Here is a 19,616-nt window from a genome sequence, read left to right as displayed (position 1 = left end):
AGCGCGCCGGGAGGGGGTCGATCAGGCCGGAGTGAGCATGGCCCGCAGCATCGACAGCAACTCGGTGCGCGACTCGGCACCCAGCCGGCGCCGGATCCGGGCGACGTGGTGTTCGACGGTCTTGGGCGAGATGGACAGCTGCTCGCCGATCAGCTTGTACGGCATCCCGCGGATCAGAAGCTCGGCAACTTCGATCTCCTTCTTCGACAACCGCATGTACGACGGCCTGCTCGGGTCGTCGTCGACCGGCCGGGGGATCGGCGCGGCATCCTGCTCGGCGACGGTCTGCTTGAGGTCGCGGGCCAACTGCAGCATCGCGCCGGACACCCGGCCGTCCGGCGTCTGCAGCGCGGCCTGACCGGCCAGCCGGGTGGCGTCCCAGGTGAGACCGAACTGCGCGAGCAGCCGCGCGGCCGCGGTGACCTCGTCGACGTCGACGGAGTTGGCCAGCACCCGCAGCCAGGTCCGGCCCGCGGTGGCCAGCGCCCGCGCGAACGCGCTGTGCGGTGCGGCGGCGGTGAGCGCCTGGCCGTGCGGTGCGACGGCGTCCGGCGCGTTGGCCAGGATCCCCGCGTGCACCCCCGACCAGTGCAGCGGCACGCTCCACAGCACCGGGTCGCCGAGCGAGGCGAGCAGCGCGAACGCGTCGTCGATGGTGTGCTGCAGCCGCTCGAGCTGGTGCAGTCGCGCCGCGGCGACCCACAGTTCGCCGAGCGGCAGCAGCGAGAACAGGTCGACGGAGTACTCGGCCAGCACCTCCATCGCCGCGTACCAGTGCTTCTGCATCGCGCCGGTGTCCCCGCTGCGCCGCGCGATCGCGGTCTGCAGGGCGCTCGCCCACAGCGCGTCACGGCGATGCAGCGGGCTGGTCTCGGAGTCGGCGCCCGCGGCGGCGACGTCGGTGCCTGCGGCCGTGAGCTGACCGTCCTGCATGCGGACCCAGCCCAGCAGCAGGCGGTGCCTGCGGGTCACGAACAACGCCTGGCCGTCACTGCCGCCGCCCGCCACGCGGCCGATCACGCTTCGGGCCCGGACCGGGTCACCGCCGTGCAGCGCGGCCAACGTCACCAGCGCCGCGGGGGTGTCAGGAGCGACGGCGGTCGCCGGCACATCGGTGGCGACGGCCTGCGACAGCCGGGCCACCGTCGCCGGGTACGGCGAGTCCAGTGACATCAGCAGCCCCTCGGCGAGGCTGCGGGCGGCCCGCGCAGTCGACGTCGGAGGTCCGCCGGACTCGGCGCTCACCGATGCGCGGGCGGCGGCCAGATCACCTGCGGCCAGGCAGGCCACCGTGCCCGCGGCGCCGACGAACGCGTCCGGGTGCGGGCCCAGCCACCGGAACAGGTCGGCGGCCTGCGCCGCGCTACCGTCGTGCGCGGCGATGCTGGCGGCGATGCGGACCGCGGCCGCGCGCTCGGCCGGATCCGGCGAGCCGAGCAGTTCGTCGGCGAGCCGGCCCGCGGTGACGCAATCGCCGGTCATCGCCAGCGCATCGGCCAGCTGCGGGCTCAGTGCGGCCGCTCCCGCGTCGACGGCTGCGCGGTAAAGCCTTGCCGCCCTTGCGGGTTGACCTCCACTCCGGGAGGCCAGCTCGGTGAGCGCGGCCGCCAGCCGATCGTCGCGCAGCCCGTGCTCGGCCAGCTGCAGCGCCAGATCCGGTGACAGCGTCGACATTTCGATCTGCGACAGCAGGAGCGAGATCTCCGTGTCGTGATGTCTTGCGGCACCCAGGATCTCGGCCAGGCTGCGGTGCAGCGTGCGACGGAAGGCGCGGCTGTGGGACGGCTCGATCAGTCCGGTGGCGTGCGAGCGGTCGACCAGCGCCCGGGCCCGATCGGGTGGCAACCGCAGGGCGGCCGCGACGTCGTCGGCGCCCAGGCCCCGGTTCAGCGACAGCACCAGCAGCGTGTCGAGAAGCTGCTCGTCGAGGAGGCGGAGCCGCTCGATCAACGCGAACTGCGCGGCCTGCGGGATTCCGGCAGACGAACCATCGGGTTCGGTGACCGCGGTGATGGCCGGTCGCACCAGGAACGGCAGCCCCGCGGTGGCGACCATCAGCGACCGGACCAGATCCGTCGACGGAGTGCCGCCCGCATCGGACAGCAGGCGGGCGACGTCGCCCGGCGCCAGCGGCCCCAGGTCGACGGCCGGGTGCTCGCGCTGCAACGTCAGTGTCAACGCGCGCAGCGCGGGCCGGTGCACCACCGGTTCGGTGGCGACGACCACGGTGGCCGCTGGGTCGTCCACCCGGTCGGCGAGCGCGTCGAGTTCGGCGTCGTCGAGCAGATGCGCATCGTCGACGACCACTGCACCGTCGGCCTCGCCGGGGCGCGGGGGACGGGTCAGCGCCGGCACGGCAGCCGAGCGCAGCGCGGTGCGGACCGCGGTCAGCACCGCGGTCTTACCGGTGCCGATGCCGCCGGAGACCACGACCTTGACCGGTGCTGTCGGGTCGTCACCCAGCCTGGCGACCAGTTCGCGCGCTGACGGCGCAAGGTCGGCCGGCGAGTCCGACGCGGCCATGGCCTAGGGCTCGTCCGGAATCGGGATGTCGGGCAGCGGTTCCACGGTCGTGGTCACCGGCGGCGCGGTCGTCGTCGGCGGCGCGGTGGTCGTCGGCGGCGGTGTGGTGGTCGGCGGTGTGGTCGTGGTGCGCGTCGTGGTCGTGGTTGTCGTCGTCGTGGTTGTCGTCGTCGTGGTGGTCGTGGTGGTGGTCGACGAGGTCGGCGACGTGGTCGTCGTCGATGACGGCGGCGGCGGTGGCGGGGGCACCACCGTGGTGCTCGGCTGCCCGTCCGATCCGGTGACCGTGATCGTCTGCGGCGCAACCGAAGTCAGCTGATCGGGGGATGGACCGGTTTCGAAGGTGGTGGCCGTCTCGGTCACCGGCCCGGTGGTGCCGCTGGTCCCGGTCAGCGTGACGGCCAGACCGCCGATCGCCAGCAGCGCGGCGGCGGCCGCGGCCCCGAACAGCACGGTCGGCCTGCGGTACCACGGCAGCGGCGGCGGTTCCGGTTCGTACTGCTCTTCCTCGTGCGCGAACTCCACCGCGGGCCGCGCGCCGGTGACGCCCGGTTCGAAGGTGTAGTCCTCGCCGGCGTAGGGCACGGGTTCGCCTGCGGGGGAATCGTCCTGGGACCACGCCAGCGCGCGGAACGTCGCCGAGGCGGCGCCGTCGGATGCCGACTCGGCCGCGGCCACCCCGGCCGCGCCGGCGGCCCACGCCGCGGCGGCCATGCCGGTGGGCGCATCGGCTGCGGCCGCCATGCCGGTGGGCGCGTCGGCATCGGCGGCGGTGTCGGCGATCAGCGCAGCGCCCGCGGCCACGTTGAGCTGCGACTGCGGTGTGGTGATCACCGGCGCCCGCAACCGGGTGGACAGCTGCTGGGTCACCAACGGTATGTTGGCCCCGCCGCCGACGGTCGCCACCGCCGAAATGCTGGCCAGCGCAATGTTGTTGCGCTGCAACGTTTCTTCGACTGTGTTCAGCACACCGGTCAACGGCTCGGAGATCAGCTGCTCGAGCTCGGTGCGTGTCACCCGCACGTCGGTGTCGACGCCGGGCAGTTCGACGTGCACGACGGTGGCGGTCTCGCCCGACAACCGCTCCTTGGCCAGCCGGGACTCGTTGCGTAACCGCGCCAGCGACCCCACCGCCGCGGTGCCCGCCGGGTCGGCGTCGTTGGCCGCCGCGACACCCGAGACGACGTGGTTGAGCAGCGACTGGTCGATCTGGTCGCCGGAGAAGTCGGCGTAGCGGACGGTCTCACCGATCGGCGCGAAGTTCGCGCCCGCGTCGGCCAGGCTGATGCTGGTCCCGCTGCCGCCGAAGTCGCAGAGCACCACGACACCGCTGTCGGGCAGGCCAGGCGCGGCCTGCAGCGCGGACAGCGCGGCGACCGAGTCGGGCACCAGCACCGGGGCCACCCCGCCGGGAGACAGCGCCGGCGCCGCGCGCAGGGCACCGCGCAGCGCGCCGACCGTCGCCGGACCCCAGTGCGCGGGCACCGCGACGGCGATCGGCGACCCGCCGTCGACCGTGCGCGCCATCGCGTCGAGCGCCTCGACGAGGACCCGCTCACCGCGGTGGGGGGAACCGTCGGCGGCCACCAGCGGCACCGGGTCGCCGACGCGCTCGACGAACCCGCTGAGCACCGTGCCGGGCCGGGTCAGGTTCGGGTTCTCCGACGGCACGCCGACCTCGGGCGGTCGGTCGTCGAAAATGGTGAGGATGGACCGGCGCATGACCGGCGGTCGGCCGATCCGGGCCGCCACCAAGTTGGTCGACCCGATCGACAACCCGAGAGAGTCGCTCATCACCGTCTTTCTGAGGTCTGCGTGCGGCCGCCCATCACGATAGCGGCTCGGCGGCCGCCGCCACGGGAGCTGCCCCTAGTGCGCCGCGATCCCCTAATGGTGTGTCCCCTAACGGCGGGCCGGCAGGAGTGGGTTTCGCACCGATCACCGGGGCGGCGACCGTCGATAGCATCGTGACATGCCGCTTTGGGCGGCCTGTTGATCCTTCTGGGACATATATCTACGAAAGGGAGGGAGGGTGTTTCATGGCCAACGAGTTGCTCGACTTCGTGATGTCGGTTGTGCGTGACCCGGACACCGCCGCGCGGTTCGCGGCGAATCCGGAGCAGGCCATTCTCGACGCCAATCTGACCGATGTGAGCGCCGCCGATGTCAACGCCCTGATTCCCGTGGTGTCCGAGTCGCTGTCGACGCTGCCGACGACGGTTCCGACCGCCGGGTTCGACGGCGTCGCCGAAGCGGCCAACGTCTGGACCAGCGGCGCGGCGACGGCCGCGTTCGACGCGTTCGGCGACCAGGTGCCGGTTACGGGGCTTGACGACCTCGCGATCGACGTGCCGACGATCACCGACCCGGGTGTCGAGACGCCGAGCGTCGACGACGGCCCGCTGTTGCTCGACCCGGCGGTCGAATCCGTGATCGACGACGCCCCGACGGATCTGCCCGAGGTGGCGGATCTCGGCGAGGCGGTCGCCGACATCCAGCAGCTCGACGTCGACGCCGGCGGTTTCGACCTGTTCGACTGAGCCCGTCCGACCGGATGCGCGGTCCCCTGTGATCAGGGGGCCGCGCATTTTTTTGTGCGCCCACCGACCCCCATGCCGATCCCCTAATCCCCTAATGCGGCCCCCACGGTGATCCCGGGGCGGTGGTGCGCAGGCAGGGGTTGTGACCCCGTTTCTGCGGGGGCGCGCGATCCATAACGTGGTGTTCAGATCGCCGGAGGCCCGGTGACAAGAACCCCGAACCGAATCGAAAGGACCCCGACATGAACCTCATCGACTGGTTTCTGAACCTGTTCCGCGACCCGGTCGCCGCTGCGGCCTTCGTCACCGACCCCGACCGCGAACTGCACCAGGCCGGCTTCGGCAGCGTGTCGGCCGCCCAGGTCCAGGCCGTGGCCGCCACCGTGGCGCCCGCCGCGGTCCTGCACGGCGGCGGCAACCCCGTCGTCGGGCTGCAGCAGGCCGTGGCCCAGACCCACGGCATCGCGTTCACGCCGCAGCGTCAGACCGAGGCGCTGTCCAACAACGACATGCTGTCCAACAACGACACGCGGCTGCTGAGCCCGGAGACCAACACCGTCAACCACGCGGGCCAGGACCAGCAGCAGGGCGTCGGCAACGTCAGCCTGGACTTCGGTGACATCACGTTCGGCAACAAGACCTCGAACACCGCGACCGACGGTGGCGTGGTCAACACCGGAACCGCCGACGACATCGACACCACCAACGTCGAGGGCGACGGCAACGTGGTCGGCGACGACAACGACGGCAACGTGACCGGCGACATCGACACCGACGACGGCTCGCCGGTGATCATCGGCGACGCCAACGACGTCGACAACGACACCCAGCAGGCCGGCGGCGACATTGTTCAGGACAACGAGGCGCCCGTGATCAACGACGTCGACATGAGCGGCGGCAGCGGCGGCGGCGCGGTCGGCGGTGACGGTGGCGGCGGCCTGATCGGCATCGGCAACGACGGTGGCGACGCGATCGGCGGCGCCGGTGGTTCCGGCGGCGGGATCGTCATCAACGACGGCGGCATCGTCGACGCCAGCGACGACGACGTCGCCGTCGAGGACAACGACGTCGTGACGCAGGTCAACGACAACGACACCACGGTCAACCAGGCCGGCGTCGACATCTTCTGATCTGCCTGACACCGCGGCTGGCGGGGACCGAACACTCGGTCCCCGCCAGTCGGCACGTCTACCGTTGACTGACCGATTCGACTCGAGGACTCCATGACACAACCCGCCAAGCAGGTCAAGGTGATCGTCGAGCTTATCGACCACACCAGCCGGATCGCCGAGACCAACGATCGCGGCGACCTCGTCGAGCGGCTGGCCCGGGCCAAGGACCGCGTCACCGACCCGCAGATCCGCGTGGTCGTGGCCGGTCAGCTCAAGCAGGGCAAGAGCCAGCTGCTCAACTCGCTGCTCAACGTTCCGGTGGCGCGCGTCGGCGACGACGAGAGCACGGTGCTGGCCACGATGGTGTCCTACGGCGAGACCGCCAGCGCCAAGCTGATCGTCGCCCGCGGCGACGGGCAGGAACCCGAGGCCGTCGAGATCCCGATGGCCGAGCTGCGCAACGACCTGCGGCGCGCCCCGCAGGCCGGGGGACGGCAGGTGCTGCGTGTGGAGGTCACCGCGGCCAGCCCGCTGCTGCGGAACGGGCTGGCGTTCGTCGACACCCCCGGCGTCGGCGGGCACGGCCAACCCCACCTGTCGGCGACGCTGGGGCTGCTGCCCGACGCCGACGCGGTGCTGATGTGCAGTGACACCAGCCAGGAGTTCACCGAACCCGAGATGACGTTCATGCGCCAGGCGTTCGAGATCTGCCCTGTCGCAGCGATTGTCGCGACCAAGACCGACCTGTACCCGCATTGGCGCCAGATCGTCGAGGCCAACAGGGCGCACCTGCAGCGGGCCGGGCTCTCGGTGCCGATGATCCCCGCGTCGTCGCTGCTGCGCGCCCATGCGATCCAGCTCAACGACAAGGAGCTCAACGAGGAATCGAACTTCCCGGCCATCGTGAAGTTCCTCAGCGAGGAGGTGCTGGGTCGGCAGAACGACCGGATCCGCGAGCACGTCGTCAACGAAATCTACTCCGCAGCAGAGCATCTCACGTTGAAGGTGAGCGCCGAGCTGTCCGCGCTCAACGACCCGCAGACCCGCGACGCGCTCAAGGCGGACCTGGAGCGGCGCAAGCAGGAAGCCCAGGATGCGTTGCAGCAGACCGCACTGTGGCAGCAGGTGCTCACCGACGGCATCGCCGACCTGACCGCCGACGTCGACCACGATCTGCGCGGCCGGTTCCGGGTGATCAGCCAACACATCGAGCACGTGATCGACACCTGCGACCCGACCCAGCACTGGGCCGAGATCGGCGCGGAGCTCGAAGAGGCGATCGCGACCGCGGTGGGCGACAACTTCGTCTGGGCCCACCAGCGGGCCGAGGCGCTGGCCGCCGAGGTCGCCCGCACGTTCGTCGACGCCGGCCTGGACGCGGTGAACATGCCGCAACTCGATCCCCGCCGGATGGGCGCCGACCTCGGCGAGATGAAGTCGCTGTCGAGGCTGGAGGCCAAGCAGCTCAGCAAGGGCCGCAAGCTGACCATGGGCATGCAGGGCTCCTACGGCGGGGTGCTGATGTTCGGCATGATGACGTCGTTCGCCGGGCTGGGCATGTTCAACCCGATCTCGCTGGGGGCGGGGCTGTTGATGGGGCGCAGCGCGTACAAGGAGAACGTCGAGAACCGGATGCAGCGGGTCCGCAACGAGGCCAAACTCAACACCCGCCGGTTCGTCGACGACACCCAGTTCGCGGTCGCCAAGGAATCCCGGGACCGGCTCAAGGCGATCCAGCGTCAGCTGCGCGACCACTACCGCGAGATCGCCAACCAGACCACCCGCTCGCTGAACGAGTCGTTGCAGGCGACGCTGGCCGCGGCCCAGCTGGCCGAGGCCGAACGCAACGGCCGGGTCAAGGAACTGGAACGTGCGCTCAACATTCTCAACCAGGTCACCGAGCAGGCCGTCAAGCTGATGGCCCAACCCGCGGGCGCCGGCTAGCGCCGTCGGTGCCTAAGCTTGATCCCCGGCATGACCCGAGCGGGGAGCGTTGGTGAGTAGCGCGAGATGAGCACGAGCGATCAGGTGCGTGCGATCCTGGGCGGAACGATCCAGGCGTACCAGGCCGATCCCGCGTACCGCCACCGCCCCGACGTGCACAACGAACTCGACCGGATCGGCAGCCGGCTCAACCAGCCGATCCGCATCGCGCTGGCGGGCACGTTGAAGGCGGGTAAATCGACGTTGGTGAATGCCCTTGTGGGAGAGGACATTGCGCCGACGGATGCCACCGAGGCCACCCGTATCGTGACGTGGTTCCGGCACGGTCCCACCCCGAAGGTCACCGCGAACCACGTGGGCGGGCGGCGCTCCAACGTGCCGATCGGACGCGACACCGGTGGGCTCACCTTCGATTTCGCCACGCTCGACCCGCACGACATCGTCGACCTCGACGTGGAGTGGCCGGCCGCCGAGCTGATCGACACCACGATCATCGACACCCCCGGCACCTCCTCGCTGTCGCCGGATGTGTCGGCCCGCACGCTGCGGCTGCTGGTGCCCGACGACGGGGTGCCGCGCATCGACGCGGTGGTCTTCCTGCTGCGGACGCTGAACGCGACGGACATCGCGCTGCTCAAGCAGATCGGTGAGCTGGTCGGCGGGTCCAACGGCGCGCTGGGCGTCATCGGGGTGGCCTCGCGCGCCGACGAGATCGGTGCCGGCCGGATCGACGCGATGCTCTCGGCCAAGGACGTCGCGAAACGGTTCACCGCCGAGATGGACCGGACCGGCATCTGCCAAGCGGTGGTGCCGGTGTCGGGGCTGCTGGCGTTGACGGCGCGGACGCTGCGGCAGAGCGAGTTCGTCGCGCTGGAGAAGCTCGCCGGGGTGGACGCGGCGCAGCTGACCAAGGCGATGCTGTCGGTGGACCGCTTCGTGCGCGAGGACGACACGTTGCCGGTCGACGCGGCCACCCGGGCGGCGCTGCTGGACCGGTTCGGGATGTTCGGGATCCGGATCTCGATCGCGGTGCTGCGCGCCGGGGTCAGCGACTCGGTGGCGCTGGCCGACGAACTGCTCGAGCGCAGCGGCCTGGTCGCGCTGCGCGAGGTGATCGATCAGCAGTTCGCGCAGCGCTCGGATCTGCTCAAGGCGCACACCGCGCTGCTGTCGCTGCGGCGGTTCGTGCAGAACAACCCGATCTACGCCAGCCCGTACATCATCGCCGACATCGACCCGCTGCTCGCCGACACCCACGCGTTCGAGGAGCTGCGGCTGTTGAGCCAACTGCGTTCGCGGCCAACGACGTTGAACGACGACGAGATCGTCTCGCTGCGACGGATCATCGGCGGTTCGGGGACCGACGCGGCCAGTCGGCTGGGTCTGCAGCCCGACAACCCCTACGACGGACCGCGGGCGGCGTTCGCCGCGGCGCAGCGCTGGCGCCGCCGCGCCGATCATCCGCTCAACGACCCGTTCACCACCCGCGCGTGCCGGGCCGCGGTGCGCAGCGCCGAGGCGCTGGTGGCCGAGTACGCGGCGCGCAACTACTAGATCTCGTCGAGATCTGCGCTGGGGCTGATCCGCGAATTCAGCGACCCTGACGCAGAAATCGGCGCGACTGATCGCCTAGGGCGACGGCGGTGCGGTCACGGTCTCGGTGACCGTGCTGGTTTCGGTGCTGGTTTCGGTGCTGGTGCTGACGCTGGTGGTCGGCGGGGTCGTCGTGGTGGTCGTGGTAGTCGGCTCCGTGGTGGTCGTCGGCTCCGTGGTGGTGGTCGTGGTGGTCGGTTCGGTGGTGGTCGGCGGCGCCGCCGTCGTCTCGGTCACCACGGTCGTCGTCGTCGGCACGGTGGTGGCGACCGAGCGGCTCGTGGTGGTCAGCGGCGTCAGCGGGGTCGACTCCTGGGGTTCGTCGCCTCCGGTGATCACGGCGACCAGCATCCACACGATCAGCGCGACCAGCAGGGCGCCGGCGGCCCCGAACCCGACGAGCGCGGCGGGTTTGCGGTACCACGGCGTGGGCTCCTCGGGCGGCTCGCCGTAGCCACCCCCGTCGTCGTAGCCGCCGGTGCCGTAGTTGGCGTACGTGGTGGGGTCGTCGTCGGAGTAGTTCGGGTCATCGGGAGAGCCGTTTCGCGCCACGCGCCGATAGTAGGCGCTCAGTTGAACGGATTGAGGGTGCGCGTCACATTCGTGCGAGGTCCGCGGCGTGTCGTCCGCGGAGTCGTCTGCTCGTCGCTGTCGCGGACGCGGGGCCGCCGCTCGCTGGTGGTCTCGGACTCCGACGTCGTCGACTCCGACGGCGTCGTGGTGTCGTTGATGTCGGTGGTCTGCGGCGGGCTGGTGCTGGTGATCGTCCCGGTGGTTGCGGTCGTGGCCGGGCTCGACGGGGTCCGCGACGGGGCCGACGTGAAACTGGGCTCGACGAAGTTCAGCGGGGCCTGCGGCGGCGGCTCGCTGAACTGTCGCGACACGAAGGTCGCGCCGAACACCAGCAGGCCGATCACCACCAGGGCCGCCAGGCTGGCGCCGACGACTTCGGGGGTGCGGTTGTACCAGGGTGCACGGTCGTCCTGCTCGGCCCTGGTCACGGCCACCGATAGTAGTGGCGGCTTGCTCGACGGCGCCTGTTCAGCCGAGCTGCGGGATCACCTCGCGGGCGAAGAACTCGACGTGCGCGAGATCGGACATGTCGAGAACCTGCAGATAGACCCGCTGCACGCCGGCCTCGGTGAAGGGGCCCAGCTTGTCGGCGATCTCGGCCGGGGTGCCGACGGTGGGGGAGTTGCTGCGCAGTTCGTCGACCTCACGTCCGATCGCCGCCGCGCGGCGGCCCACCTCGGCGTCGTCGCGCCCCGCGCACAGCACGAACGCCGCGGAGTACGTCATCGACTCGGCGGGCCGACCCGCGTCGGCGACCGCGGCGGCCACTCGCTCGAACTGCGTCCTGACGGTGTCCAGCGGCACGAACGGGACGTTGAACTCCGAGGCGAACCTCGCGGCGAGCCGGGGTGTGCGCTTGGCGCCCTGGCCGCCGATGATGACCGGAGGGTGCGGCGACTGCGCGGGCTTGGGCAGGCCCGGGGAGTCGACGACGGTGTAGTGGCTGCCCGGGTAGTCGAAGGTGCCGCCCTGCGGTGTCGTCCACAGGCCGGTGATGATCTCGAGCTGTTCGGTGAGCCGGTCGAAGCGTTCGCCCAGCGGCGGGAACGGGATCGCGTACGCCTGGTGTTCGGCCTCGAACCACCCCGCGCCGATGCCGAATTCGACTCGGCCACCGCTCATCTCGTCGACCTGCGCGACCGATATCGCCAGCGGGCCGGGGTGGCGGAACGTCGCCGAGGTGACCATCGTGCCGAGCCGGATCGACGTCGTCTCGCGGGCGATCCCGGCCAGGGTGACCCAGGAGTCGGTGGGGCCGGGCAGCCCGTCGCCGCTCATCGCCAGGTAGTGGTCGGACCGGAAGAACGCCGAGTAGCCGAGCTCTTCGGCGGCCTGGGCGACGGCGAGCTGGTCGGCGTAGGTGCCGCCCTGCTGTGGTTCGACGAAGACACGGAAATCGGTTGAGGAACTCACGCCCGCCAGCTTAGGCGCGGGCTTGTCGCGCTACAGCCCGCCGCGGTTGTTGCGCACCGACTCGACCGCGGCGGCGTCGCCGTCGAAGTCGAGACGCACCTCGTCGCGCCCGGAGATGAACAGCAGCAGCTCCTGCGGGTCGCCGGTGACGGTCACCGGCTCGCCGCGCCCGACGGTGGCCAGCGCTTTGCCCTGCGGCGTGCGCAGCGTCACCCGTGCCGGTGCCCTGCGCATCGTCATCCGTGCCATCAGTGGCAGCGAGCGGGTCAGCGCGTTGACCGTCTCGGTGTCGAGAGGCCTTGGCTCCCAGCCGGATTGGGCGCGACGAACATCCTCGTGGTGGATGAACATCTCGCCCATGTTGGCCACCGGGTCGAGAATCTTGAACGGCGAGTACACCGGCGGGCCGGACGCGACCTTGTCGAGCAGCACGTCCCAGTCGGAACCCTGCGCGGCCTGGCGCTGCACCCTGTCGGTGTAGCCGGCCAGCGCGGGGATCATGATCCCGGGGGCGGCGTCGAGTCGGCGTTCGCGCACCACCAGGTGCGCGGCCAGGTCACGGGTGGTCCAGTCGCCGCACAGGGTCGGCGCGTCAGGGCCGACCTCGCGCATCGTGGCGACCAGGGCGGCGCGTTCACGTTGAGCAGCGGTCATGCCCCACCCTAGAACGTTTTGACGCCCTCGATTGCGACGACCATGCCGCGTCCGGTGCCGTCGTTGGTGAACCGTGTGCCGCTCTCGGCGGCCTCGATGGTCCAGCCCGCCGCGCGGTAGGAGCGGTAGTCGAGTGTCACGGCCGGGATAGCGCCGAGATTGCCCACCACCCAGGACAATTCGCCGTCGGGGCTCAGTCGGACGCCGTTCGCCGGCAGCCCGCCGACGTCCGGAGGGTCGACGAACGCGGTTTCGCAGCCGACCTCGGCCGCGCTGAGCTGGCAGCGGGTCCGCCCGGATTTCGTCTCGATGAAGACGTACCCGTTCTGTTCGGGCAGGGTCTCGGCGGCGGGCACCTTCCCCGGCGGCCGGGCCGCTGACGGCGGCGAGGGCGGCGACGAGCGCGGGGGCCGCGGCGTCGGGTAGGTGGGCTCGGACTGGGTGTCGGGGACCGCCACGGGTCTTCCGGGTGTGCTGCTCGCGCACCCGACGGCTGCCGCACCGATCAGGATCGCGCACACCGCGACGGTCGTCGTTCGCATTCACCCACGGTACGCAAGCTGTGACGGAAGTGGCGGGAGTGACACCTCAGACGTTGAACCGCACCATCTCGCGGCCGGGGTGCGCCTCGTGCCAGGACGCGATCGCCACGTCCCACTCGTCGCCGTCCAGTGACGTCAACGCGGCGGGGAAAATACCGTCCTCTTCGCGGCGGATGTGCTCGAACAGCTCGTCGACCGCGTCCCGGACGGCCTGCTGCCCTTCCGGCGCGGTGAGGTCGACGGTCGCCAGCAGCCGGTCGAGCTCGCGGTGTTCGCGGATCAGCGGGGCGAGGTGCTCGGCGACCGTGTCGTCCTTGGCCATCACCGCGAACAACCCGTTCTCCTCGCCGCGCCAGTGCGGCACCAACTCGCCGGCCATGTCGGTGAGCAGACCTCTCGCGGTGTCCAACTCGCCGCGGTCGATCGCGTGGACCGCGTGGCGCCCGAGGTCGAGGACCCGGGCGTGCTCGTGGATGAAATCGCGGATCAGCGGGATGTCCCGGCAACCGCAGTACTGGCACACGGCTTCCGACGGTACGCCTGCGATCACCCGTCGGCGCCGGGATCGTTGGTGACGCCGCCGGTCGCTGAGCCGCCCTGGCCGTCCGACCCGCTGCTGCCCTGAGTTCCGGGGGCACCCCCTTTGCCGCCGTTGCCGCCCTCGGCGCTGCCGGTGACGGTGCTGCCGAAGTCGGAGGTGTTGCGCACCTGGGCATCCCCGCCGTCGCCGCCGTCTCCTCCGTTGGCCGCGTCCTGGGGTTGACCCGCACCGGTGCCGCCGAGAGAGCCGTGGCCGCCGAATCCGCCGTTGCCCCCGGTGGCGTTCTTGTAGTCGCTGGTCGCGTCGCCGCCGTCGCCGCCGTCCCCGCCGTCGCCGCTGCCGTACCCGCCGCCGGTGTGCCCGGCATTGCCGCCCGTTCCGCCGCGGCCGCCGGTAGCATCACCCTCACCGGCAGCGGGCGTGAGCGTCGAACTGATCTCGCTGCCGCTCGGAGTGGAGACGACGGTGTACTGCCCGCCCGGCGTCGCCGAGGCGCCACCGCCGTTTCCGCCGTCACCCCCGTGCCCGTTGATGTTGCCCACCCAGTTGTGGCCACCGCTTCCGCCGTTGCCTCCCGTCGCGCTGCCGGCCGCCGCGGTGGCGCTGCCGCCCTGCCCGCCGTCGCCGCCGGTGCCCTCGTAGGAAACGCCGCCCGATCCGCCGGACCCGCCGACGGCGTCGCCACCGATCACCTCGCCGGTGGTCACCGTGACGGGGCCGGGGACGCCGGGAAACGTCTGCGTCGTGATACCGGTGACGCTCAGTTCGTCGACCGCGATGGCGTAGCCGCCGTTACCACCCTCGCCACCCGAACCGGTGCTGGTCGCGTTGCCGGCTCTTCCGCCGTCGCCGCCGGTCGCGTCGCCGCCGTAGGCGATCGCGTAGCCGCCGTCGCCGCCGTCCCCGCCGTCGCCGGTGCTCTGGTTGGGGAAGGTCGGCCCAGAGGGCATCCCGAGGCCGCCGTCCCCGCCGACAGCGTTGCCGACCTGGACGGTCGTCAGGCCGGTCTCGGGATCCGTGGTCACGATCGAACCGCCGTAGGCGTAGCCGCCGTCGCCGCCGCCGCCCCCGTTCCCGTTCGTGGTCAAGCCACCCCAGCCACCGTGGCCCGCGGTCGCGGTGGCGCCGTAGGTGACCGCATCACCGCCGTCGCCGCCCGCGCCGCCACTGCCGCGGAACACGCCGCCGTTGCCGCCCCTGCCGCCGTCGGTGCCGGTGGCGTCACCCGAGGTGCGGATGTCGGAGTATCCGTCGCCGCCCCTGCCGCCGCTGCCGAACAACCGGCCGCTGCCGCCGTTGCCGCCTGCCACACCGGGGGTGGTGGAGTTCCATCCGTCCCCGCCGTTGCCGATCAGGATCCCGCCGTTGAACCCGTTGGGGTGCAGGGCGTTGCCGTCCATACCGTTGCCGATGAAGACGTTGACCACCGGCACCATGCCGGCCAGGTCCATCAGCGGGTTGTTCACCAGCGCGGTCAGCGGGTCCCGCGGCGCGGTGAGCCGGTTGGCCAGTTCGGCCCCCGAGGCGCTGCAGCTGCGCGGAATGGTGGTCGTACAGGCAATTTCGGGTTGTGCCTGCGCGGTCGGCGCGGACAGGAACGCCACCGCCGGCACGGCCGTGATGAGGCCGGCGCCGCCGAGGAACACCGCGGCGCGCGTTCGTGTGCTGCGGGTTGACTGCTGCCAGAACTGCGAAGACTGCGAAAACACGGTGCCCTCCCCGTTAGCGATTGCCAAGTCGATTCGAGTGTCGTGGCGGTGGGCGCCGGCTCCTGGGGTAAGGCGCTACCCCAGTTTCGGAGCTATTTCGGGGCGGGTCGGGAACAAACGCGGCAGCCGACCCGTTGAGCCTTACGACACTTGAGCGCAGATGACTCAAGTCTGGGTTGACAGGTTATAGTCCGTCGGCGCAGTCTTGAGTGCGGTGCACTCAGACCCCTATCAGCAGGACTATTCAGGAGGAACAACCATGGCTCGTGCGGTCGGAATCGACCTCGGGACCACCAACTCCGTCGTCGCGGTTCTTGAGGGTGGCGACCCGGTCGTGGTCGCCAACTCCGAGGGCTCCCGCACCACGCCGTCCGTCGTCGCGTTCGCGCGCAACGGGGAGGTGCTGGTCGGACAGCCCGCCAAGAACCAGGCGGTGACCAACGTCGACCGGACGATCCGTTCGGTCAAGCGCCACATCGGCACCGATTGGTCGGTGGAGATCGACGACAAGAAGTACACGTCGCAGGAGATCAGCGCGCGCACGCTGATGAAACTCAAGCGCGACGCCGAGAGCTACCTCGGTGAGGACATCACCGACGCGGTCATCACGGTGCCCGCCTACTTCAACGACGCCCAGCGTCAGGCCACCAAGGAGGCCGGCCAGATCGCCGGGCTCAACGTGCTGCGCATCGTCAACGAACCGACCGCGGCCGCGCTGGCCTACGGCCTGGACAAGGGCGAGAAGGAACAGACCATCCTGGTCTTCGACCTCGGCGGCGGCACGTTCGACGTCTCGCTGCTCGAGATCGGCGAGGGTGTGGTCGAGGTGCGTGCCACCTCCGGTGACAACCACCTCGGCGGCGACGACTGGGACGACCGGATCGTCGAGTGGCTCGTCGACAAGTTCAAGGGCACCTCCGGCATCGACCTGACCAAGGACAAGATGGCGATGCAGCGGCTGCGTGAGGCCGCCGAGAAGGCCAAGATCGAGCTGAGCTCGAGCCAGAGCACCTCGATCAACCTGCCCTACATCACCGTCGACGCGGACAAGAACCCGCTGTTCCTCGACGAGCAGCTGACCCGCGCCGAGTTCCAGCGCATCACCCAGGATCTGCTGGACCGCACCCGTGCGCCGTTCCAGCAGGTGGTCAAGGACGCCGGTATCTCGGTCTCCGACATCGACCACGTCGTGCTCGTCGGCGGTTCGACCCGCATGCCCGCGGTCTCCGAGCTGGTCAAGGAGATGACCGGCGGCCAGGAGCCCAACAAGGGCGTCAACCCCGACGAGGTCGTCGCCGTGGGCGCCGCGCTGCAGGCCGGCGTGCTCAAGGGCGAGGTCAAGGACGTGCTGCTGCTGGACGTCACCCCGCTGAGCCTGGGCATCGAGACCAAGGGCGGCGTGATGACCAAGCTGATCGAGCGCAACACCACGATCCCGACCAAGCGGTCGGAGACCTTCACCACCGCCGACGACAACCAGCCGTCGGTGCAGATCCAGGTGTATCAGGGTGAGCGCGAGATCGCCGCGCACAACAAGCTGCTCGGCAGCTTCGAGCTGACCGGTATCCCGCCGGCTCCGCGCGGTGTGCCCCAGATCGAGGTGACCTTCGACATCGACGCCAACGGCATCGTGCACGTCACCGCCAAGGACAAGGGCACCGGCAAGGAGAACACCATCCGCATCCAGGAGGGCTCCGGCCTGTCCAAGGAGGAGATCGACCGGATGGTCAAGGACGCCGAGGCGCACGCCGAGGAGGACCGCAAGCGGCGCGAGGAGGCCGACGTCCGCAACCAGGCCGAGTCGCTGGTCTACCAGACGGAGAAGTTCGTCGCCGAACAGCGCGGGGCCGAGGGCGGCTCGAAGGTCCCCGAGGACACGCTGGCCAAGGTCGACGCCGCGATCGCCGACGCCAAGAAGGCGCTCGAGGGGACCGACATCGCCGAGATCAAGTCGGCGATGGAGAAGCTGGGCGTCGAGTCGCAGGGCCTGGGCCAGGCGATCTACGAGGCCACGCAGGCCGAGCAGGCCTCGGAAGCCGGGGCCGGCGGCACGTCCAGTGCCGACGACAATGTGGTCGACGCGGAGGTCGTCGACGATGACAACAAGGAGAACAAGTGACAGGAAACGATCCGCACGAGCCGGTGACCGTCACCGACAAACGGCGCATCGATCCGGTCACCGGTGAAGTCCGAGACGCGGCCTCCGGCCCGACCTCCAGCGGGTCGGCGCCGGAGGCACCCGCGGAGCCGGCCGACAGCGGTGAGGAGGCCCAGCGGGCCGCCGAGCTGCTCGCCGACCTGCAGCGGGTGCAGGCCGAGTTCGCCAACTACCGCAAGCGCGCGCTGCGCGAGCAGCAGGCCGCGGCCGACCGGGCCAAGGCGTCGGTGCTGACCGAGCTGCTGCCTATCCTCGACGATCTCGACCGGGCCCGCAGCCACGGTGACCTCGAGAGCGGACCGTTCAAGGCGGTCGCCGACAAGATCGTCGGTGTGCTTGAGGGACTGGGGCTTTCGGGTTTCGGTGTCGAGGGCGACGACTTCGATCCCGAGCTGCACGAGGCCGTCCAGCACGAGGGTGAGGGCACTCACCCGGTGATCGGCACGGTCATGCGGCGCGGGTACCGGGTCGGCGACTACGTGCTGCGCCACGCGATGGTCGGGGTGGTCGACACCGTGCCCGAAGGCGACGCGCCGGAGGCCGGTGACGCCGCGCCGGCCGCTGACGGCGAGTGAGACAGGGGTGGCGCGGGACGGCCGACGACGATGCGGTCGCCCGCGCCACCAGCGGCTTGGCCGGTTGATCCGACGTGATTCGTCGGCAACCAGCAAAATTGAAGTGAGACTGCGATAAACCTACAAGTGCGGAAGGAGGTGACGCGGTATGGCTCAGCGTGAATGGGTCGAGAAGGACTTCTACAAGGAGCTCGGCGTCTCCTCTGACGCCAGCGAACAAGAGATCAAGCGGGCGGCGCGAAAGCTGCTCGCGGAGAACCACCCCGACCGCAACCCGGGCAACCAGGCGGCCGAAGACCGGTACAAGGCGGTGTCGGAGGCCAAGGAGGTGCTGACCGACCCGGCCAAGCGCAAGGAGTACGACGAGACCCGGCGGCTGTTCGCCAACGGCGGTTTCGGGCGCGGCCGGTTCGGTGGAGGTGGCGGCGGGGGCTTCGGCGGGTTCGGCTCCGATGGCGTCGAATTCAACCTCAACGACCTGTTCGACGCGGCCGGCCAGACCGGCGGCGCCAACATCGGCGACCTGTTCGGCGGGCTGTTCGGGCGCGGTGCCCAGCAGCCGCGACCCAGCAGACCGCGCCGGGGCAACGACCTCGAGACCGAGACCGAATTGTCGTTCCTCGAGGCGACCAAGGGTGTGGCGATGCCGCTGCGGCTCACCAGCCCGGCCCCGTGCACGAACTGCCACGGCAGCGGGGCGCGTCCGGGCACCAGCCCGAAGGTGTGCCCGAACTGCAACGGCGCCGGGGTGATCAACCGCAACCAGGGCGCGTTCGGGTTCTCCGAACCCTGTACCGAGTGCCGGGGCAGCGGCTCGATCATCGAGCACCCCTGCGGGGAGTGCAAGGGCACCGGCGTCACCACCCGCACCCGCACGATCAATGTGCGGATCCCGCCGGGCGTCGAGGACGGTCAACGGATCCGGCTGGCCGGCCAGGGCGAGGCGGGGCTGCGCGGCGCACCCTCGGGTGACCTGTACGTGACGGTGCATGTGCGCCCGGACAAGGTGTTCGGCCGCGACGGCGACGATCTGACCGTCACCGTCCCGGTCAGCTTCCACGAACTGGCGCTGGGCACGACGCTGTCGATCCCGACGCTGGAGGGCAAGGTCGGCGTCCGGGTGCCCAAGGGCACCTCCGACGGCCGGATCCTGCGGGTGCGTGGGCGCGGTGTGCCGAAACGGTCCGGCGGCCACGGTGATCTGCTCGTCACGGTGAAGGTGGCGGTGCCGCCGAACCTCGAAGGTGAGGCGGCCGAGGCGCTGGAGGCGTACGCGAAGGCCGAGCGGGCCAGCGGGTTCGACCCGCGGGCCGGATGGGCAGGTGCGTGATGGCTGCGAAACGGTCGAATGACGAAGCGCGCACCTTCCTGATCTCGGTGGCCGCCGAGTTGGCGGGTATGCACGCGCAGACGCTGCGTACCTACGACCGGCTCGGGCTGGTCCGCCCGCAGCGGACTTCCGGTGGGGGACGGCGTTATTCGCAGCACGACGTCGAACTGCTGCGCGAGGTGCAGCGGCTGTCGCAGGACGAAGGCGTCAACCTCGCCGGCATCAAGCGCATCATCGAGTTGACCAACCAGGTCGAGGCGCTGCAGGCGCGGGTCCGCGAGTTGACCCAGGAAGTGGAGACGCTGCGCGGCAGCCCGCGCCGCGATCTGGCGGTCATGCCGAAGAGCACGGCCGTCGTGGTCTGGCAGCCTGGAGCCGCTCGGCGGCGACGTCAGGCGGAGTGAGTAGC

At 70.6% G+C, this 19,616-nt stretch carries 17 protein-coding genes; 8 read left to right on the top strand and 9 right to left on the bottom strand.

Annotated elements, in window-relative coordinates:
• Positions 1 to 21: 21 nt before the first annotated feature.
• Together iniR and BHQ18_RS05485 are read right to left on the bottom strand one after the other, a co-directional pair.
• The gene (gene iniR, locus BHQ18_RS05490) at positions 22 to 2,523 is read right to left on the bottom strand and encodes an isoniazid response ATPase/transcriptional regulator IniR (RefSeq protein ID WP_069412560.1); all 2,502 of its coding nucleotides are present in this window, start codon (positions 2,521 to 2,523) and stop codon (positions 22 to 24) included.
• A gap of 3 nt (positions 2,524 to 2,526) precedes the next feature.
• Positions 2,527 to 4,317 carry an Hsp70 family protein gene (locus BHQ18_RS05485; protein WP_069412718.1) on the bottom strand — a complete coding sequence of 597 codons (1,791 nt, stop codon included), beginning with the start codon at positions 4,315 to 4,317 and terminating at the stop codon, positions 2,527 to 2,529.
• Between the two features lie 245 nt (positions 4,318 to 4,562).
• On the opposite strand from BHQ18_RS05485, the gene BHQ18_RS05480 reads away from it, so the two are divergent.
• The 4 genes from BHQ18_RS05480 to BHQ18_RS05465 all read left to right on the top strand — a co-directional run bounded on the left by BHQ18_RS05480 (position 4,563) and on the right by BHQ18_RS05465 (position 9,673).
• The gene (locus BHQ18_RS05480; RefSeq protein ID WP_069412559.1) at positions 4,563 to 5,063 is read left to right on the top strand and encodes an Rv0340 family IniB-related protein; all 501 of its coding nucleotides are present in this window, start codon (positions 4,563 to 4,565) and stop codon (positions 5,061 to 5,063) included.
• Between the two features lie 242 nt (positions 5,064 to 5,305).
• Complete coding sequence (locus BHQ18_RS05475; protein ID WP_069412558.1) at positions 5,306 to 6,193, top strand: IniB N-terminal domain-containing protein; 888 nt, start codon at positions 5,306 to 5,308, stop codon at positions 6,191 to 6,193.
• A 93-nt stretch (positions 6,194 to 6,286) separates the two neighbouring features.
• The gene (locus BHQ18_RS05470; protein WP_069412557.1) at positions 6,287 to 8,119 is read left to right on the top strand and encodes a dynamin family protein; all 1,833 of its coding nucleotides are present in this window, start codon (positions 6,287 to 6,289) and stop codon (positions 8,117 to 8,119) included.
• Positions 8,120 to 8,185: 66 nt separating this feature from the next.
• Positions 8,186 to 9,673 (top strand): dynamin family protein, encoded by a 1,488-nt coding sequence (locus BHQ18_RS05465; protein WP_069412556.1) that lies wholly within the window; start codon positions 8,186 to 8,188, stop codon positions 9,671 to 9,673.
• A 75-nt stretch (positions 9,674 to 9,748) separates the two neighbouring features.
• On the opposite strand, the gene BHQ18_RS05460 is transcribed toward BHQ18_RS05465, so the two are convergent.
• The 7 genes from BHQ18_RS05460 to BHQ18_RS30730 are packed head-to-tail and all read right to left on the bottom strand — an operon-like array spanning position 9,749 to position 15,144.
• On the bottom strand, positions 9,749 to 10,264 hold the full coding sequence (locus BHQ18_RS05460; protein WP_069412555.1) for a hypothetical protein: 516 nt from the start codon (positions 10,262 to 10,264) through the stop codon (positions 9,749 to 9,751).
• A gap of 17 nt (positions 10,265 to 10,281) precedes the next feature.
• Positions 10,282 to 10,713 (bottom strand): hypothetical protein, encoded by a 432-nt coding sequence (locus tag BHQ18_RS05455; RefSeq protein ID WP_234794079.1) that lies wholly within the window; start codon positions 10,711 to 10,713, stop codon positions 10,282 to 10,284.
• Between the two features lie 40 nt (positions 10,714 to 10,753).
• On the bottom strand, positions 10,754 to 11,698 hold the full coding sequence (locus BHQ18_RS05450) for an LLM class F420-dependent oxidoreductase (protein WP_069412553.1): 945 nt from the start codon (positions 11,696 to 11,698) through the stop codon (positions 10,754 to 10,756).
• Between the two features lie 30 nt (positions 11,699 to 11,728).
• A complete protein-coding gene (locus BHQ18_RS05445; protein ID WP_069412552.1) occupies positions 11,729 to 12,352 on the bottom strand; it encodes a TIGR03085 family metal-binding protein in 624 nt (207 codons plus the stop codon).
• Between the two features lie 8 nt (positions 12,353 to 12,360).
• Positions 12,361 to 12,894, bottom strand: coding sequence for a hypothetical protein (locus BHQ18_RS05440; RefSeq protein ID WP_069412551.1), 534 nt, complete (start codon positions 12,892 to 12,894; stop codon positions 12,361 to 12,363).
• A 46-nt stretch (positions 12,895 to 12,940) separates the two neighbouring features.
• Complete coding sequence (locus BHQ18_RS05435; RefSeq protein ID WP_069412717.1) at positions 12,941 to 13,417, bottom strand: hemerythrin domain-containing protein; 477 nt, start codon at positions 13,415 to 13,417, stop codon at positions 12,941 to 12,943.
• 23 nt (positions 13,418 to 13,440) lie between these two features.
• Positions 13,441 to 15,144 carry a PGRS repeat-containing protein gene (locus tag BHQ18_RS30730; RefSeq protein ID WP_069412550.1) on the bottom strand — a complete coding sequence of 568 codons (1,704 nt, stop codon included), beginning with the start codon at positions 15,142 to 15,144 and terminating at the stop codon, positions 13,441 to 13,443.
• Positions 15,145 to 15,403: 259 nt separating this feature from the next.
• Here BHQ18_RS30730 and dnaK point away from each other — a divergent pair, with 259 nt between their 5' ends.
• From dnaK to BHQ18_RS05410, 4 genes are all read left to right on the top strand, one after another.
• On the top strand, positions 15,404 to 17,263 hold the full coding sequence (dnaK, locus tag BHQ18_RS05425) for a molecular chaperone DnaK (protein ID WP_069412549.1): 1,860 nt from the start codon (positions 15,404 to 15,406) through the stop codon (positions 17,261 to 17,263).
• On the top strand, positions 17,260 to 17,877 hold the full coding sequence (grpE, locus tag BHQ18_RS05420; protein ID WP_069412548.1) for a nucleotide exchange factor GrpE: 618 nt from the start codon (positions 17,260 to 17,262) through the stop codon (positions 17,875 to 17,877). Before dnaK ends, grpE begins: the two co-directional genes overlap by 4 nt.
• Positions 17,878 to 18,025: 148 nt before the next feature.
• Complete coding sequence (gene dnaJ / locus BHQ18_RS05415; RefSeq protein WP_069412547.1) at positions 18,026 to 19,207, top strand: molecular chaperone DnaJ; 1,182 nt, start codon at positions 18,026 to 18,028, stop codon at positions 19,205 to 19,207.
• Positions 19,207 to 19,611: a heat shock protein transcriptional repressor HspR gene (locus BHQ18_RS05410; RefSeq protein WP_069412546.1), complete on the top strand. Its 405-nt coding sequence runs from the start codon at positions 19,207 to 19,209 to the stop codon at positions 19,609 to 19,611. The genes dnaJ and BHQ18_RS05410 overlap by 1 nt, the downstream gene beginning before the upstream one ends.
• The last annotated feature ends 5 nt before the right edge of the window (positions 19,612 to 19,616 follow it).

Origin of the sequence: Mycolicibacterium flavescens (assembly GCF_001722335.1) — a bacterium.
Classification (GTDB): Bacteria; Actinomycetota; Actinomycetes; order Mycobacteriales; family Mycobacteriaceae; genus Mycobacterium; species Mycobacterium flavescens.
This window is presented reverse-complemented; position numbering and strand designations above follow the sequence as displayed.